The organism is Pseudomonas sp. CCI3.1, assembly GCF_034313985.1.
Lineage (GTDB): Bacteria > Pseudomonadota > Gammaproteobacteria > Pseudomonadales > Pseudomonadaceae > Aquipseudomonas > Aquipseudomonas psychrophila.
In genome coordinates this window covers 5,138,359-5,152,878 of sequence record NZ_JAVIWO010000001.1, presented here as the reverse complement: position 1 = coordinate 5,152,878, position 14,520 = coordinate 5,138,359, and the positions used below count along the sequence as shown (strand labels likewise).

Here is a 14,520-nt window from a genome sequence, read left to right as displayed (position 1 = left end):
GATTTTTTAATTTCGCGGGCGAACAAAACCTCTTGAGGGCGCGGTCTAGGAGAAAAGAGCCCCAAAGTTTTGACCTCCCCCCTCCCTATGGAGGCGAATGATTCTTATTTGTGTATTTTTAATTGAAAAATCAGCCATTTTCTGCACCAGAACGCCTGGAGTTGCCAAATCCACCGTCATCTGTGGCCGTCTTGGTGGAGTGGCAAGGCCCGCAGAGCCCCTGCCAGTTGGATCGCTGCCAGAACAACGCCATATCACCCTTGTGCGGGACGATGTGGTCAACATTCGTGGCAGCAACAACCAGATCGCGGGCCGAACAGTGGCAACACAGCGGATGCTTGGCCAAGTAGCCTGCCCGGGCCTGCTGCCACTTGTAGTTGTAGCCACGCGCCGAGCTGGATTCGCGGGGCTTCTCGCGAGTGAAGCTCTTGAGCAGGTGCAGGTGATCGTCGCAGTAGCGAGGGTTGCGCGTGAGCCTGTTACAGCCTTGGGCGTTACAGGGCTTCTGAGGACGTAGCGCCATGATTAAGTACCTGGTGGATGGATCAGTCAGAGCGCCGTGGCAGCTTGAAGTCAGCGAAGCGGTCAGCCAGGTTGGCGATCTTCTTCACCCCCAGGAAACCAATCCATATCCCTGCCGGTGTGGCCAGACTGGAAGGCAGACCGAAGTACTCCAGCACGGAGATCAGACTGATCGTCAGCAGCGTGCAGATGGTTGCCTCAAGCAGCGCCTGCCGCCGGGTACCGCCGCCATACACAATGCGCAGCATCGCCATTACAAAGGACAGTGAGCCAGCATATATCGTCGGGGAGTGCTGACTCAGCCACGCGAGTACGATCACCCAGGTGTCTGGTTTGTCAGGCATATGAGGCATCCGGTGTCCTCCCGAGTTGGGAGCTGAATTGGTTCGGCCCTGACAGCACTCCCAGCTTGACGCGATGGGGTGGCGGGGCCGAAAACTAAAAAGCCCCGGCAAATGCCGAGGCTTGTAGATAGGGAACAAAAAACCCGGCTCATCGGCCGTGTTTTGAAGGCGTCTCGCTGCGTTCACAGCAATTCACGCTGCTATGAAAACAGATCTATTCCGCGCGGAAAATAGATTTCTTTTCCTATAATATTGCTTTTACGTAATGCTGTGATTCAGCCAGCTTGATCGTGGAGAAAAAGACACTACGCTTATATCGACTTTTACACTTTATCAAAAATGGCGATAAATATGCATATGGCAAACGTCCCTAGCACACTCTACAAATACGTAACACCAGAAAGAATTGACATCTTAAACAACCTCAATATCAGATTTACGCAGCCATCGGCGCTCAACGACCCATTCGAGTTCAACTTGTCATTTCGAGAATTAATATCTAGCACACAATTACACGATCATTTTTCAAACATAGGAGTAGAACAAACATTCCAAAACATACTGAATAAAATGACAGCTGACGAAAAAGCAATTATCAACTCGCTGCCAAGTGAACAACTTACAACATTGAAAAACGATTTAGCCAATAACTTCTTCAGCCTCAGCAACATCGAAAAATTAAACAACACACACATAAGCCCCAACACGGCCAGAGTCAAAAACGAGTTATATTCCGGACTTGATACAACTATAGGCGTACTCAGCCTCACACCCAACTGCTCCAGTCCGTCTATGTGGGCTAACTATGCGGACAATTCAAAAGGCTTTGTTATTGGATTTGATACGCAAAATATTTTTTTCAACAGGCGCCGCTCCAAATCAGATGAATTCTATCATTTGCGTAAAGTCATCTACGATGATATTCCTCCAGCTGAAAACCTGTCAGAAATGAATGGCAACCTATTGATATTAAAAAATAAATGCTGGGATTATGAGGACGAATGGCGCATGTTACTGCCGCTTAACACCGCAAACACTGAATTTAATACTGACGAAGGAAACAAAATATCTTTGTTTAATTACCCGGCCACTGCTATATCCCATATTATCTTCGGAATGAACGCAACAAAATCAACAATAGAAAACATAACCAAAGCCATAACCAACATAAACCCCAACTCTCAAATCAAGATCTTCAAAGCAACCAAAGGAGCTACAACTTTTGAAATAACTCCTATATAGCATTTCACCACCCAATGAAATGCCACTGAAAGTGGCATTCCTGACTAGACTCATGCATTGGCTTTAGCAGTCATGAACATTACCTTTTTTCACTTACAGCACAATCAACCCATGCTGCACCCGCGCGAGCCAACTCTCTAGTCTTTCCTTCACTCAAGCCATAGTGTTTACCTACTCGCACCATTGGCCACTTGGCACCATAATACAGCCATATGACATCACCCATTTGTTGATCCCGAACTGATAATTTGGCAACAGCCTCATCGATAGCAAGAGCCCAGTCATCAGTGATGCAATAACCCTTAGCCGCAGCAGGTTGCGGTATTGACTGTTGCATCAGCGCAAAGGAAGGCGAAACGTATTTCGGAATCCCTGCACCATCCATACGCCACCACCCCCACTGCTCAAGTAAATACTCGGTATCCCCCAAAGGGCGACCTGCAGGCTTCCTGATCATCATGCTTTTTAACACCTTGTATTGTTTGAACCGACCTTCACCGGTCGTGAAGGTCGTGTTGTTGGCTCGTCAAAACCTGATACTCATTGGCTATCATCAGGTTTTGAAACCTCGCCTATGGTTGTTTTCTGAATAGCGCTGCAAGCCACACCGTTAGCGGCCTGCAGCGTATTACCGGATTCTCCGAATCTAACGCCTGTCTGCCCGTGAATCAGGCTGAAACCCTTCTCGTCTAGATGGGCGTGCCACTTCTCCAGCGCGTCACGCTTGCGATTCATCACGTCCGACTGGATGTACACCTTCACGTTGTGACCCATCGCGTGGTTGATCAGCAGTTCACCGATCAAGTGGTCGATGCCGAGGATTGCCCAGCCCGTGCGAGCCAACTTGCGCAGGTCGTGACTGGTCCACTCGCCCTTGCCCAACCGGGTGAACACGGCACTGGCCTGCCCTTCGCTCAGCGCCTTGCCATTGCGCGCCGGGAACAGGTACTGGCCGTCATAGCCGCGGGCGGTTTGTGTGTGGCGGTACCGGATCAACAGGGCACGCACCTGGTCGGTCAGTGGCAGGTGATGCTCCACGCCGGTCTTGGTGTGTTCAGCTGGAATGAACCACTCACGTTCGGCCAAGCTGATATGCGGCCAGCGCGCTTGCCGGGTCTCCCCGATTCGCGTGCCGTGACACAACATCATCAAGGCCTGCATGGCGTCAGCCGGTTCGCTGTCCATGACCTGCTCCAGCTCGGCCAGCAGATCCTGTAGTTGCACACCACGCAGGCGCGACGGCTTGATCCCGACCTTAGCTTTGGAGAAGTCGCTGAACTTGATACCCGCCATCGGGTTGGACGATATCCAACCCAACTTCAACGCCTGCCGGAATGCCAGGGCCAGCAACTGGAACGCCAGACGCACGTAATCGATTGAGAGGGCTTCCTGCAGGGGCCACATGAACAGGGTATCGAGCGTGGCCTTGTTGACCTCCACCAGCGGCAGATCACCCAGGCGCGGTAGCAGGTGACACTTCATGGCCGAAGCGCCAGTGCTCTTACGCTTGACAGACAGGCTGCGGTCTAGAGCCATGCGACCGGCGTACCAGTTGAGCAGCTCGCCCGTGGTAGCCCACTGGGAAATGGTCGCGCCCGTATCAGCCGATACTCGCAGGCGCACGGCCGGCAGCGCGGCCAGCACCTGCTTAGAGCTCAAGTCCGGGAAGGCGCCGATGCGGTGCCAGCGGCGTTTGTTGAGCAAGTACCAGGAGCCACGCGTACGGTTTTTGGAAAAGCGAAAGTGCAGCGCCGGGTGACCGGCATCGCGCAGATCGCGTACATGCTCGAGCTTGGCATTGCGACCAATCTCGGCGTCGGACAGCTTCACGGTCAGGGTTTTGATTTTGGTGTTCATTGCCCCGCTCCCACCGGTGATTGCAGGTCCACCACTTCAAAGGTGCTGGGCCACATCAGCCCGCCGAAGTACTTTGCCGCGCTTTCGTGCTCAAAAAGGGCCACGGCCCGGTCGGGCTTGTGGCTCAAGTCGAGCTTGTACGAGCAGCAGTGAACGGCCCAGCGGTAGGCGCTCGGTTCCACCGGGGCCAGGTGAGGGTTAGGCATGTGCAGCACCTCCCGAACGCATGGCCCGCAGTGCCGCCAGCGCCTTGTTGCCCACTTCGGGCGCGCTGCGTTCAATGGCCCGGGTCGGCAAAGCCAGCGGCATTTTCTGCAACGGCAGGCCCGCCAGAATGCGGCGTACGGTGATCGTGTAGTTGCGCTCAAACAGCTTGATGCTCAGGTCGTGGGACAGCCGGTTGAGGTTTTCAAACCCGCACTCTTTGGCCGTATGCCACACCGCGTCATGGGTCCATTTGGCCTGGCCGGCCATCGACGGATGCGCGTTACGGCAAGCCTCGCGATGGGCCGCAGCCAACCTCGGCAGGCCGAGCATTTCCGCTGTCGGCGTACACCAGCCGATAAACACGCCCACGTTCGGCACAAAGTCCTTGGCGGCTTGGCGTGCCTGCATCAGGCCGAAGCGCAGTTGCTCGGTGCTGCAGATCCCCGCCTCAAGAAAACCGCGCATCCACTGCTGCTTGGCGGCCTTGTACGTCGCCATATCTGGCCATGCTTGCTTCCATGCCGGGAAAATCGATCGCAGTTCGCGGAACAGGCCGTTGATGACCTTGGCCGTGGCCTGGGACCGCTCGGCGGCGGGCAGGATGTTTTCGCTTTCACCGGCAGCGATGAACTGGCCGGTCTGCACCTTGGCCCACAGGCCGGTGGCGATTACTGACACTTGATTCATTGGGTGGCCTCCTGATGCAGCCAGTCGGTGTTTTCATCGTCAAAGGGTTCGTCAGAACGGGGCTTGCCCGGGAAGCGGCTGACGTTGGTTCCGGCAGTCTTGACCTGATCACGCTGCACCCACTTGACCAGCATGCTCACCCACTCGGCCTGAGTGTTAATCACACCCTTCGGCTCGTAGTGGCAGGTGAACAGGGCAATCACCGCTGGAGTGAACAGAGCGCCAGACAGGCCAACGTGAACGGCATAGGTTTTTAGGGTTTCTGGATCTGGCAACCAGTCCAGGGTCATGGCGACCATTTCGCGAGGGTCGAACGTCTCGTGCGCGTTGGGTGGGTTTACTCCCTTACATTCCCCTTCCCTTCCGGGGGTGAGGGCTCGTCTAGGCTCTGGCGGTTCCTCGGCGAGGGCTCGTCGAGCATTCTCCGAGTCAGCGTCGATAGTCAGTCGATATGCAGGGTGCTTGATCGTCGGTCGGTCGATCTTTTGATGCTTCCAGCCGTTGACGTGCAGGTACTCTTTACCCGACACCTCGTAGAGGTCGATCAGCCCATTCGTTGACAGCTCGGCGAGCAGTTCACCGACCTTCGCCGAGGTGATGTCGTCGCCTGGGAACACCAGTGCTTTCAGGGTCTTGGCTGACATCGGGTGGTTGCCCGCGTCGTCGCAGAAATTCCACACGCCGATAAACAACAGGCGCGCCAAAGGGCTGCATTCCATGACCTGTTCACTGGTCCAGAACTCGGGTTTGATCGTGCGGATGCGGGCCATTACACGGCCTCCTGTGCGGTGGTCGTGGTAATGATGGGAGGCGCGGCGCTCCTAACAGGTGCAAGGCGTAGCAACAGGAAAGCGCTGTTGCCTGATGATGGAATGGTGCTCATAATGGCCCCCGAAATGTGTTGTGAAGAAGCCGGTCTAGCCACCGGCTTTTTTTTGCCTGCGATTTGGCAGCTGGATGAATTAACAGCCAATCCGAGGTTCTGCCGCTCGACAAAAAACGAGCGGATACTGCTCATCGCTGCAAGTGCTTAAGCGACTTGCAGTTTTGTGGCTTGGGATGGAAATGGACGCAGCTCGCTGGCTTGAAAAACCCCGGCAGAGAGCTCAAGTACACGGATATGACGCCTGGCAGCTATGGCTTTGTAGATGGCCGGAGGGGTCACGCCCAGAAGCCGTGCGGCTTCGGACTGCCCTTTCTCGGCCACGAATTCATCAAGGGAAGTCTCATTCATGGTCGTGCCTCTGGTAGCAATTGGCACGATATTAACCATCGGTTAACTAAGTATCAATACCGATGGTTTCTTCTTTGTTTTAACCATTGGTAATAGATTCTCGTCATGACTAAAAAACGCATCCTCCCTCCAGATCGCCTTGCCGAGTGCAAGGCAGCGCACGACCTGTTTCTTGCTAAAAAAAATGAGCTAAAGCTGAGCCAGCGAAAAATTGCTGATGCTGCGGGGGTTACACCGGCTGCGGTGAACCTGTACTTCAAAGGGATCAACCCCCTAAACGCACAATTCGCAGCCGTCCTCTCAGAACAGCTTCAAGAGCCAGTAGAGAAATTCAGCCCTCGCCTGGCGGCAGAGATAGAAAAACTCACGAGAGCAGCGTCAGATAAGTCGACCCCAGCATCCAACGCCGTACTGATCGGCCCACTAGACGCTTGGGACGATGAGACACCGCTCGATGATGACGAGGTATATGTGCCGCTCCTAAAGGAAGTGGAGTTGTCTGCAGGCCAAGGCCGTACCTGCGTCCAGGTATCCCCAAGACAAAAAATACGCTTCGGGAAGCTCACCCTCAGACGCCAAGGCGTCCAGCCCTCAGAAGCAGTTTGCGTAACCGTTCACGGCAACAGCATGGAACCGGTACTGCCTGATGGCAGCACTGTCGGAGTGGATAGAGGCACAACAGTTGTGAGCGACGGGAAGATGTACGCCCTCGATCATGGTGGCCAGTTACGAGTCAAAACGCTCTATCGGCTACCGGGCGGCGGCGTGCGCATGCGCAGCTTTAACAGAGAGGAACACCCGGACGAAGAGTACTCAGTCAGCGAGATGGCAGAGCACGAAATCGAGGTTTTGGGCCGCGTATTCTGGTCATCCGTTCTCTGGTAGCAAATAAACAGCGTTAAACAAATCCCGCCCTTGAGCGGGATTTTTTTCGTCCATAGAAAAATAATTAACCATCGGTATTGACCAAGCTAATATACCGATGGTTAACTATGTCCATCGCCGGCTCACACCGGCAACAAGCCGGAGACTCGCCGGCTACCGCGGCCAGGGGAAAACCTGACCCCAGCCCCCTCACAGGGACCGACTGGCTCAGCAATGAGAGCTCTTTAGAAACGGACACTTTCACTGCTGCACCTGGCTTGCCGGGTGCATCGGGAAAACAACCGGGAAAACATCATGGAATCGACGATTGTAGACGGAGCATGGAAAGGCCATCTCGGCCGAGGCCTTGCGCCACGGGAACTGCAATTCGTGCTTTCAGTTGCTCAGGGACTGACCGCCAAAGAGATCGCCAGAGAGTTCGGCATTGCGCCGGGTACCGTGGTCAAGCGATTGGCCTGCGCCATGTTCAAGCTCGGCGTTCATCGCCAGGGCGCTATGGTCGCCGAAGCGATGCGGCGGCAGATCATCACCCCACTTTGCTTGCTACTCGCCGGACTGATTGCCATCCACACGTCCACCGGAAGCGAAATGGTCCCCCGCGACCGTCGCCCCACAGAACGGCGCTTCGCCGAAATGCGCCTGGTGCGCCGCGCCGAAGTGCCAGAGCTGACCGGTTAACCCCCCTATAGCGCCAGCCCGGCGCACAGAAACAGCAAACCAAGGAGCAACACCATGTTGATACTTACCCGACGAGTAGGCGAAACCATCCGCATAAACGACGACATCAGCATTCAGGTGCTGGGCATTTGCGGGCAGCAAGTAAGACTCGGCATCACCGCCCCTGCCGATGTGGCGGTTCACCGCGAAGAAGTCTACGAACGAATCCAGGCACAACGCGAGATAGACAGCGCGGCTTAACTCGCAACGAATCAACCAGCGCCACGACAGCCTGTCGCTAACTGCCCGAACCCTTGGTACTCCCCAGCACCAGGACGCATCGGTCTGATCTTCGGCATATTCCGGCCAGAGTACAGACCGATGCGGACGCCAACCCAGCAGACGCTGGACACCTGCATCACATCCCTACTCCCATAACGAACAAACCGGAGGATTCTGCCATGCATACATAAACCGTGACGAGCACGCCCGCACACCAGGCTCTTAAATACGGTGGCGTTTTAAGAGAGCAACACAGCCCGGTTTCGGCTGGGCTTTTTCATGCTTGCAGTTATTCGTCAGCCCTCCCTTATCGCAAGGCCTGAGCGCTGACGAATACCCGTAACCCAAGTCGAGGATCGACCATGCACCCATCAATCGCCCAGCGCATCACCGTTCTCGACGGGTTGCGCGCACGTGCTCACCAGGCCACGGCCGAGTTCTACCAAAAGCCCGGTGTACAACCGCCACCGCTGGCCCCGCTGATCATCGTGCGGCCAAGCGGCAACAACACCTTTTCGCTGATCAATCGCGCTACTGGCGTGGTCGTAGCCGAGCGCTTCGGCCACAACAATGCCACTGCTCATGCTCGTGAGCTAGAGGCAAAAGAAGCGCAGTTCAACGCTAAGCAGTTCGGAAAATTCCTGAGCAGTTGGGCTTTTCGCATAGGCATCACGCTGACCGTACTCGCCTTCTTCGGCAGTCATATGTGAGTCGTATAGCCCGCATCCGGCAACGCAAACGTCAAACATAGTTGGCACTGCCGGCCAGCGGAATTGAAGAGGTAGGCCATGGTCCGGAGTGGACAATAACGATCGGCGAATGCCGCCGCGAAAGACGATCGAGTACGACTGGCTGATTGGTAGCAGCTTGATAAGCTGATAACGTGGAACGGCATTAAGGAGATCAGCGAGGTAACCCAGAACCTCAACGCTCACTCTCTGAACCCTACTCTCTCCTATCAGGCAATTGATAGCCCGCGCCACAAAATCGAAGTTAGCAAAAACGTGGCGCGGATAAATCAAGCAACAGGCCCGAGTCAGACAGCACGCCGACTTCAGAAACCTGACACACCAGTCTTTTACATATCACCAAGACTGGGTCGTCAGCTCAAAGAGCACGGCATAGCCAAACTACAGAGAGATCTGGGGAACGAAACTACATGCCCTTTCTATTTTCCGCACTGAACCAGCGCTGAAGATTCTTGACCAATTCCGCGATACGCCCAACTTCAGCAGCAGTAAGAGTCGCGGCTTTAGTGGGAATACCACCTTGATCTTTAGGCACTTCAAGTCCTGAGTAATCAAGAAAAGAGCTCAACTCAGAAACCCACTCTATTGCGGGCTCCGTCAACTGATCGCGCCGAATGCTCGACAAGCCGTTACTGCACTCAATCAATGCTAACCCAACAGCTTTGTCTTTACCGATTTCATCCAATGCAGAAAGCGTGTCCTCTGCGCTAGAAAAACAATTTGCCGCCCTAAAGAAAGGCATCATAAAAAACCTCCAATGTTTAGATTACAAGACGACATTCAACATCATTCCACCCCAAATTGCCACCATGGCAACATGGCAACATGCTGCTGGGCACGGCCCTGTCAGCTTTACATGTATACTGAGCCGGAAGATTAACCACTTCATTCCGGGCATGAAGAATCGAGTATATCGTCAACTGTTTCAAGGTACTCACGGCAAAACTCTACGCTTTTCTTGGCCAAATAGTAAAGGCAGACGTACGAATCGAGCATATCAGCCCCCTTTACTTCAGGAACCTCCTCTGGCGCAGATTCAATCTGTGAAAATATCATACGCCCTAGATTGCCATCCTCTTTGCTCATCTGCTCAAACTTCATGATCGACTCAGAGTAATCCAAGTGTTCGTAAGCGTGCAAAAAGTCTAAGCAATCATTACGCAACTTAGACCAATCATTCAATCGAGAAAACTTCAAGAGGTCTCGCAAGGCATCAACAAATAGTCTCAAATCCTTAAAGTAGTAGCTTACTATAGAAGCTTGAAAAGCATCTCTTGCCAGCAGCGTTTCCATATGAAGAAATCTAAAATCCCTAAATTGAAAGTCGTGAGCAACAATACCATTTAACCCAATAACCTTATCCAAAGAGTACTCCCCCCTTTCATCTGGCGTATTTGTTAACAGCCAAAGTCTGACCGCGTACCTCTCCAATCGGAACATTATAACTTCATGAAAACTCGATAAAGTTTCTTTGTTGACCTCATATCGCTCCCACCTAAGCAAAACTTCGTTTCTAGCCTTCTCTTCTGCTGCCGATCTGACAGAAAGTCGATATGAGCAAGCATTAAGAAACAAACCGGCACAAACGACACCCAACAAAACCTCCAACGAGACTAGCGACCTCGCAAGCTCGGTTTTTGGCGAAACATCGCCATAACCTAGAGTTGTAGCTGTAACAGCACTAAAGTAAAAAAAATCGACAAAGCCTTTAGGCTCACCGATAAAATCTTGCCCCCCAATAACGCAGTACACTAAAGCAAAAATAGGCACTAGCGCTATAAAAGTTAAACCAAAAATGACCGGCTCTGCCATTAGATTCAACGCAGAATTCTTTCCCAACTTATTGCCCTCACGATGCTATCCATGAAAATTCTTGGAATGTATTGCGTTTAAAGGCTTCCTCCGACCGCTTCCTTTGATGTGACAGTTTAGAGCAGAGATTTTAATTTCTTTGAATCGACGCACTAGCCATAAACCGAAACTATGGCTACTAGGAGCCATTATGCCTATGACCTACGGAAGCGTCTGCAGCGGCATTGAAGCCGCAACCCAAGCCTGGCACCCGCTCGGTATGCGCACCGCCTGGTTCGCAGAGATTGAGCCGTTCCCCTCGGCGGTCCTAGCGCACCACTACCCCGACGTACCGAACCACGGCGATATGACCAAGCTGGCGGCCTTGGTGCTTGCCGGAAAGATCCCGGCACCGGACGTACTAGTCGGCGGCACCCCGTGCCAGGCCTTCTCGGTCGCTGGTATGCGCGAAGGCCTCACAGACCCGCGCGGCGCCCTAACCATCAAATACGTGGAGCTTGCAGATGCAGTTGACTATGTTCGCGCTGGCCAGCGAAAACCCGCCAGTGTCATTGTCTGGGAGAACGTCCCCGGCGTCCTCAGCGATAAAGGCAACGCCTTCGGATACTTTCTTGGCGCGCTTGCTGGGGAGGACTGCGAGCTGCAGCCTCCAAGGAAAAAATGGGAGGACGCTGGTTGTGTGTATGGACCCAAAAGAACAATCGCATGGCGGGTCTTGGACGCCCAATATTTCGGCCTGGCCCAACGACGCCGTCGTGTGTTCGTTGTCGCAAGTGCTCGAGACGGGTTCGATCCCACCGCGGTTCTTTTTGAGCGAGAAGGCGCTCGCCGGGATTTCTCGCCGGGATGGCCGGAGAAGCGCCAACTTCATCCTACTCTCACGGCTCAGGGGGGAGGCTCTCTCGATGACAGAGAGGCATATGTACTGGAGGCCTCAGGAGTGCGACGGACAACACCAGTCGAGTGGGAACGCTGCCAAGGACTGCCTGATAACTACACGCTAATCCCTTGGAGGGGAAAACCTTCAGATGCATGTCCCGATGGACCACGCTATAAGGCCATTGGAAACAGCAAAGCCGTGCTGGTTATAAAATGGATAGGCTGTCGCATTCAGGCGCAGTTAACCAGTTAATTTTTTATGCGCTTTTTCAAAGCCTCCTTAATCTCATAGTAATCCATCGGTGTCTTTTTCATGTGTAGGTGAACGGCCGCATGACAATTGGCGCATAGCAGTGCTAAATCAGAGAGCGCAATCTGCTGTGACGAAACATAGGTAGATATTGGTATCTTATGGTGCGCTTCAATATATGGAAACGAGTAAAACTCCTCGAAGTTAAGATCACATATCTCGCAGACCCAATCCGCAGAGGCTTTGATTGCTGAAACCGCTGCAGCGCTTCGCTCGGCCATCAAATGAGAGACATACTTTCTATCCCCCTCCCCATAATACTTCTCAACTTGATTGGGAGCAGCATGATCTACAGGTTTTTCATGACGCCGAAGAACTACGCATGCATCCTTTATCTCGAAGACTTCAAACCGCCCCTCGAAACTCCAGTTGTTTCCAAAGTCTGAAAACAGGAAAATTGGATACAAATGCTGTGGCTGTCTTATTAGAGCCTGATTAGCTTTTTCCTCATATGAAATAACCCCCATTCTCGCCTTGAACGAATAGTGATACAACACCTTATCACTATCAGCCCAACCATCACCCTCATAACTACCAGGACGCACCTTTATAATGACACCCATAAGCGCTGGAAACTCACCAATCCAATTAATACCCTGCTGAGGAGTATTACTAATCCAGAAGGATGCTCCTCCCCAATATGATGAGGACTTAACCTTAGAGAACTGAATAAGATCAAACAGATTTCTTTTCGAAATAACTTCCTGACCAACCAGATCAAAAAGACCACTACCGTTGTTTAGAATCATAGAGCCGACCCCTCTGCTAGAATCTCAACAGAAAACGCATCTTGCAAACTAAGATCGCTTCGTAGCACTGGATCAACATCACATAAATATACTGACTCCAGCTTATAACCCTCTGAAACCAACATTACACGCATATCGACCACGGCTTTAAATTTAGAAATTTGCCGTGACCGCTCAACACCTATGTATTCCTCAAAACACCATTCAGACTCAAAATCTCCAAGATCATCAACTACTTGGTGAGCCCAAACTTCCAAACCAATAACAACATCGTACTCTGCGTGACCAACTCTCACCTCATACATATCACGCTCTAGCACTTGAAGCATTTCAAAAGAAAAACTCTGAGCTATAACATCATCAATCATTCGATCAGTATCAAATTCCAAACTATTTAAGTAATGTTTTGCAGCTGCAACGATCTTACACTCCAAGCGATCAAACATTTGATCTGCAAAACTAGCGGGCTCATATGGACCCAGATGAGCCAAAGCATCAATTATTGGATTTAGGCTATCCAAATAAATTAATGACTCATGTTCACAACAGAAATTTCGCATATCACGATCGTCACTTACAACATATATTCTTGCGTTTTCCTGACGAGAGTAATTCAACAATGAAAAACATACAAACCCATCAGGAAATTCATGCTTCTTCCCCTCACTAAAAGGAGCAAGCTCTAAGAAATAACGCTCAAACACCTCAGCCGGATTAACACCCTCAAAAGAAATAACCTCTGCCCTTGCCAACTCGATGAAGCGACTATAATTTTCAAGTAGAGCAGTGGATATATCTAATGCGGACACACGCTCAAAAACACCTGAAACTGGCAGCTCTGTTGTATTTCTAAGAACCATTGCCTCTTTTGTAAAGTCCTTGATGCTTTTTGCGGCCTTAACAGCTCCAGCCTTTATATGATTCCTGATCTCAAAATCAATAATAGGGCTCATTAGTAAAACAATTTCACCCGCAGATGCCAACAATGACAAACGTTCAAGCTCGTAAGTTAAAAACTGAAAGTTCTTACCTTCATAGATATTAGTGTCAACAAACACATACTTTGTTTCCAATACAAAGTCTGTCACCGGTGCGTCCTTTTTGATCTATGCCTCGGAACCTCAGCGAATACTCCGCTGGGCAAAAAGCCATCATAGCTCACATAGATAATAGAAAGGAGTCAGCCCTAACAAACACTACTGATGTCTCCGACCTCGAGAATCCTCCACCCTCAAACGCTTGGGCATTGCCCGGCAAGGACACCCCATGACTACAGGAAACAAACTCACCCTGAAGCAACAGCGCACCGAGCAGGTTAACCAAGTAATTCGAATCATTGGCAATCACGGCCGGCATTTCTTCTTCAACCAGAAGGCCAATCGTTACGCCTGTATGGAAGTCGATCAGCGCGGCAAGATCTGGTTCATCGACGATTTCAGCTCCCGGCGGATCTTCATTCACAAAACAAACTGGGGAGGAAGGTGGCGTGGGTTCAGCCATGGCGGCACGCTTCGCTCGCTCATAGAAAGGTTCCGAGATTACATCCGCACCGGCGAGCCACTGCACCCTGGCTATCTCGGGCCTGAGCGGTTTGATGACTGCAACATCTGGGGATACGACATCGAGGGAATGCGCGCTATACGCGAGCAGGCCGGCGCCCTACCCGTCTTCCGACAGGCCATAACGGAGGCAGCATGACCGCCCTCCGCCGAACAGTTCGGATAAGTGGCGCTCCCATGCAAGCGCTTGACCTGCAAACGATCTGCGACAAATGCGACAGATCACGTGCACACGGCAACCACATCAAATGCAGCAAGTTGCGCCAAGCCGAAGCGGCAGTGCGGCGCGCACGGGAGAAGGAATGACCACAAAGAACATCGGCGAGCACATCGATGCTCGCTGCACCCGTTGCGGTGGCCGCAACATGCAAATCAAAGAAGAAGTTGTTGGCACTGAAAACTATGAAGTGCAAGCCGGAAAGGTCAGCGCCGTAACGCCGGACGACGCGCTAAAAGCCACAGGCCGCCTCTTCGGCCGCTGCCGCCAATGCGCGCACGACTGGGCATTCCGCAAGAACCCACTCGCCCCCTAACCCAACATCGCC

The 14,520-nt window shown here is 52.3% G+C and carries 21 protein-coding genes; 9 read left to right on the top strand and 12 right to left on the bottom strand.

Annotated features, from left to right (window positions below; all coding sequences use genetic code 11):
* Positions 1 to 130: 130 nt before the first annotated feature.
* Both RGV06_RS23755 and RGV06_RS23750 read right to left on the bottom strand, forming a co-directional pair.
* A complete protein-coding gene (locus tag RGV06_RS23755) occupies positions 131 to 523 on the bottom strand; it encodes an HNH endonuclease (protein WP_322151582.1) in 393 nt (130 codons plus the stop codon).
* 22 nt (positions 524 to 545) lie between these two features.
* The gene (locus tag RGV06_RS23750) at positions 546 to 875 is read right to left on the bottom strand and encodes a phage holin, lambda family (protein WP_235570834.1); all 330 of its coding nucleotides are present in this window, start codon (positions 873 to 875) and stop codon (positions 546 to 548) included.
* Between the two features lie 342 nt (positions 876 to 1,217).
* On the opposite strand from RGV06_RS23750, the gene RGV06_RS23745 reads away from it, so the two are divergent.
* Positions 1,218 to 2,108, top strand: a complete 891-nt coding sequence (locus RGV06_RS23745; RefSeq protein ID WP_322151581.1) for a DUF2971 domain-containing protein — start codon at positions 1,218 to 1,220, stop codon at positions 2,106 to 2,108.
* Between the two features lie 79 nt (positions 2,109 to 2,187).
* Here RGV06_RS23745 and RGV06_RS23740 read toward each other — a convergent pair whose 3' ends face one another.
* From RGV06_RS23740 to RGV06_RS23720, 5 genes are all read right to left on the bottom strand, one after another.
* Positions 2,188 to 2,568, bottom strand: coding sequence for an antiterminator Q family protein (locus tag RGV06_RS23740; RefSeq protein ID WP_322151580.1), 381 nt, complete (start codon positions 2,566 to 2,568; stop codon positions 2,188 to 2,190).
* 80 nt (positions 2,569 to 2,648) lie between these two features.
* Positions 2,649 to 3,965, bottom strand: a complete 1,317-nt coding sequence (locus tag RGV06_RS23735; RefSeq protein WP_322151579.1) for a tyrosine-type recombinase/integrase — start codon at positions 3,963 to 3,965, stop codon at positions 2,649 to 2,651.
* Positions 3,962 to 4,171: a hypothetical protein gene (locus RGV06_RS23730; protein ID WP_235570841.1), complete on the bottom strand. Its 210-nt coding sequence runs from the start codon at positions 4,169 to 4,171 to the stop codon at positions 3,962 to 3,964. Before RGV06_RS23730 ends, RGV06_RS23735 begins: the two co-directional genes overlap by 4 nt.
* Positions 4,164 to 4,859 (bottom strand): replication protein P, encoded by a 696-nt coding sequence (locus RGV06_RS23725; protein ID WP_322151578.1) that lies wholly within the window; start codon positions 4,857 to 4,859, stop codon positions 4,164 to 4,166. The genes RGV06_RS23730 and RGV06_RS23725 overlap by 8 nt, the downstream gene beginning before the upstream one ends.
* Entirely contained in the window at positions 4,856 to 5,629 is a 774-nt protein-coding gene (locus tag RGV06_RS23720; RefSeq protein WP_322151577.1) for a DnaT-like ssDNA-binding domain-containing protein, read from the bottom strand. The genes RGV06_RS23725 and RGV06_RS23720 overlap by 4 nt, the downstream gene beginning before the upstream one ends.
* 87 nt (positions 5,630 to 5,716) lie before the next feature.
* On the opposite strand from RGV06_RS23720, the gene RGV06_RS23715 reads away from it, so the two are divergent.
* Entirely contained in the window at positions 5,717 to 5,893 is a 177-nt protein-coding gene (locus tag RGV06_RS23715; protein WP_322151576.1) for a hypothetical protein, read from the top strand.
* On the opposite strand, the gene RGV06_RS23710 is transcribed toward RGV06_RS23715, so the two are convergent.
* Positions 5,890 to 6,093: a Cro/CI family transcriptional regulator gene (locus RGV06_RS23710; RefSeq protein ID WP_322151575.1), complete on the bottom strand. Its 204-nt coding sequence runs from the start codon at positions 6,091 to 6,093 to the stop codon at positions 5,890 to 5,892. The two genes, RGV06_RS23715 and RGV06_RS23710, sit on opposite strands and share 4 nt — an antisense overlap.
* A gap of 105 nt (positions 6,094 to 6,198) precedes the next feature.
* On the opposite strand from RGV06_RS23710, the gene RGV06_RS23705 reads away from it, so the two are divergent.
* From RGV06_RS23705 to RGV06_RS23690, 4 genes are all read left to right on the top strand, one after another.
* The gene (locus tag RGV06_RS23705) at positions 6,199 to 6,978 is read left to right on the top strand and encodes a S24 family peptidase (RefSeq protein WP_322151574.1); all 780 of its coding nucleotides are present in this window, start codon (positions 6,199 to 6,201) and stop codon (positions 6,976 to 6,978) included.
* A 294-nt stretch (positions 6,979 to 7,272) separates the two neighbouring features.
* Complete coding sequence (locus tag RGV06_RS23700; protein WP_169908922.1) at positions 7,273 to 7,656, top strand: response regulator transcription factor; 384 nt, start codon at positions 7,273 to 7,275, stop codon at positions 7,654 to 7,656.
* 54 nt (positions 7,657 to 7,710) lie between these two features.
* A complete protein-coding gene (gene csrA, locus RGV06_RS23695; protein ID WP_073510530.1) occupies positions 7,711 to 7,896 on the top strand; it encodes a carbon storage regulator CsrA in 186 nt (61 codons plus the stop codon).
* Positions 7,897 to 8,279: 383 nt separating this feature from the next.
* The gene (locus tag RGV06_RS23690) at positions 8,280 to 8,627 is read left to right on the top strand and encodes a hypothetical protein (RefSeq protein ID WP_322151573.1); all 348 of its coding nucleotides are present in this window, start codon (positions 8,280 to 8,282) and stop codon (positions 8,625 to 8,627) included.
* Positions 8,628 to 9,072: 445 nt separating this feature from the next.
* On the opposite strand, the gene RGV06_RS23685 is transcribed toward RGV06_RS23690, so the two are convergent.
* Together RGV06_RS23685 and RGV06_RS23680 are read right to left on the bottom strand one after the other, a co-directional pair.
* Positions 9,073 to 9,411, bottom strand: a complete 339-nt coding sequence (locus RGV06_RS23685; RefSeq protein WP_322151572.1) for a hypothetical protein — start codon at positions 9,409 to 9,411, stop codon at positions 9,073 to 9,075.
* A 140-nt stretch (positions 9,412 to 9,551) separates the two neighbouring features.
* The gene (locus RGV06_RS23680) at positions 9,552 to 10,478 is read right to left on the bottom strand and encodes a potassium channel family protein (RefSeq protein ID WP_322151947.1); all 927 of its coding nucleotides are present in this window, start codon (positions 10,476 to 10,478) and stop codon (positions 9,552 to 9,554) included.
* A 190-nt stretch (positions 10,479 to 10,668) separates the two neighbouring features.
* Here RGV06_RS23680 and RGV06_RS23675 point away from each other — a divergent pair, with 190 nt between their 5' ends.
* Positions 10,669 to 11,610 carry a DNA cytosine methyltransferase gene (locus tag RGV06_RS23675; RefSeq protein WP_322151571.1) on the top strand — a complete coding sequence of 314 codons (942 nt, stop codon included), beginning with the start codon at positions 10,669 to 10,671 and terminating at the stop codon, positions 11,608 to 11,610.
* Here the strand turns inward: RGV06_RS23675 and RGV06_RS23670 are convergent.
* Together RGV06_RS23670 and RGV06_RS23665 are read right to left on the bottom strand one after the other, a co-directional pair.
* Positions 11,607 to 12,416 carry an HNH endonuclease gene (locus RGV06_RS23670; protein ID WP_322151570.1) on the bottom strand — a complete coding sequence of 270 codons (810 nt, stop codon included), beginning with the start codon at positions 12,414 to 12,416 and terminating at the stop codon, positions 11,607 to 11,609. The two genes, RGV06_RS23675 and RGV06_RS23670, sit on opposite strands and share 4 nt — an antisense overlap.
* On the bottom strand, positions 12,413 to 13,504 hold the full coding sequence (locus tag RGV06_RS23665) for a PIN domain-containing protein (RefSeq protein WP_322151569.1): 1,092 nt from the start codon (positions 13,502 to 13,504) through the stop codon (positions 12,413 to 12,415). Before RGV06_RS23665 ends, RGV06_RS23670 begins: the two co-directional genes overlap by 4 nt.
* A gap of 178 nt (positions 13,505 to 13,682) precedes the next feature.
* Between RGV06_RS23665 and RGV06_RS23660 the strand changes: the two genes are divergently transcribed.
* Together RGV06_RS23660 and RGV06_RS23655 are read left to right on the top strand one after the other, a co-directional pair.
* Complete coding sequence (locus RGV06_RS23660) at positions 13,683 to 14,114, top strand: hypothetical protein (RefSeq protein WP_322151568.1); 432 nt, start codon at positions 13,683 to 13,685, stop codon at positions 14,112 to 14,114.
* Positions 14,115 to 14,277: 163 nt separating this feature from the next.
* Positions 14,278 to 14,508 carry a hypothetical protein gene (locus tag RGV06_RS23655; RefSeq protein ID WP_322151567.1) on the top strand — a complete coding sequence of 77 codons (231 nt, stop codon included), beginning with the start codon at positions 14,278 to 14,280 and terminating at the stop codon, positions 14,506 to 14,508.
* Positions 14,509 to 14,520 lie beyond the last annotated feature (12 nt).

Bases quoted from the DNA above. Each gene is read 5' to 3' on its own strand.
- RGV06_RS23755 (WP_322151582.1), bottom strand. From the start codon at position 523: ATGGCGCTACGTCCTCAGAAGCCCTGTAACGCCCAAGGCTGTAACAGG.
- RGV06_RS23700 (WP_169908922.1), top strand. From the start codon at position 7,273: ATGGAATCGACGATTGTAGACGGAGCATGGAAAGGCCATCTCGGCCGA.
- RGV06_RS23660 (WP_322151568.1), top strand. From the start codon at position 13,683: ATGACTACAGGAAACAAACTCACCCTGAAGCAACAGCGCACCGAGCAG.
- RGV06_RS23750 (WP_235570834.1), bottom strand. From the start codon at position 875: ATGCCTCATATGCCTGACAAACCAGACACCTGGGTGATCGTACTCGCG.
- RGV06_RS23710 (WP_322151575.1), bottom strand. From the start codon at position 6,093: ATGAATGAGACTTCCCTTGATGAATTCGTGGCCGAGAAAGGGCAGTCC.
- RGV06_RS23730 (WP_235570841.1), bottom strand. From the start codon at position 4,171: ATGCCTAACCCTCACCTGGCCCCGGTGGAACCGAGCGCCTACCGCTGG.
- RGV06_RS23675 (WP_322151571.1), top strand. From the start codon at position 10,669: ATGCCTATGACCTACGGAAGCGTCTGCAGCGGCATTGAAGCCGCAACC.
- RGV06_RS23705 (WP_322151574.1), top strand. From the start codon at position 6,199: ATGACTAAAAAACGCATCCTCCCTCCAGATCGCCTTGCCGAGTGCAAG.
- RGV06_RS23670 (WP_322151570.1), bottom strand. From the start codon at position 12,416: ATGATTCTAAACAACGGTAGTGGTCTTTTTGATCTGGTTGGTCAGGAA.
- RGV06_RS23685 (WP_322151572.1), bottom strand. From the start codon at position 9,411: ATGATGCCTTTCTTTAGGGCGGCAAATTGTTTTTCTAGCGCAGAGGAC.
- RGV06_RS23680 (WP_322151947.1), bottom strand. From the start codon at position 10,478: ATGGCAGAGCCGGTCATTTTTGGTTTAACTTTTATAGCGCTAGTGCCT.
- RGV06_RS23725 (WP_322151578.1), bottom strand. From the start codon at position 4,859: ATGAATCAAGTGTCAGTAATCGCCACCGGCCTGTGGGCCAAGGTGCAG.
- RGV06_RS23690 (WP_322151573.1), top strand. From the start codon at position 8,280: ATGCACCCATCAATCGCCCAGCGCATCACCGTTCTCGACGGGTTGCGC.
- RGV06_RS23745 (WP_322151581.1), top strand. From the start codon at position 1,218: ATGCATATGGCAAACGTCCCTAGCACACTCTACAAATACGTAACACCA.
- RGV06_RS23720 (WP_322151577.1), bottom strand. From the start codon at position 5,629: ATGGCCCGCATCCGCACGATCAAACCCGAGTTCTGGACCAGTGAACAG.
- RGV06_RS23740 (WP_322151580.1), bottom strand. From the start codon at position 2,568: ATGATGATCAGGAAGCCTGCAGGTCGCCCTTTGGGGGATACCGAGTAT.
- RGV06_RS23735 (WP_322151579.1), bottom strand. From the start codon at position 3,965: ATGAACACCAAAATCAAAACCCTGACCGTGAAGCTGTCCGACGCCGAG.
- RGV06_RS23655 (WP_322151567.1), top strand. From the start codon at position 14,278: ATGACCACAAAGAACATCGGCGAGCACATCGATGCTCGCTGCACCCGT.
- csrA (WP_073510530.1), top strand. From the start codon at position 7,711: ATGTTGATACTTACCCGACGAGTAGGCGAAACCATCCGCATAAACGAC.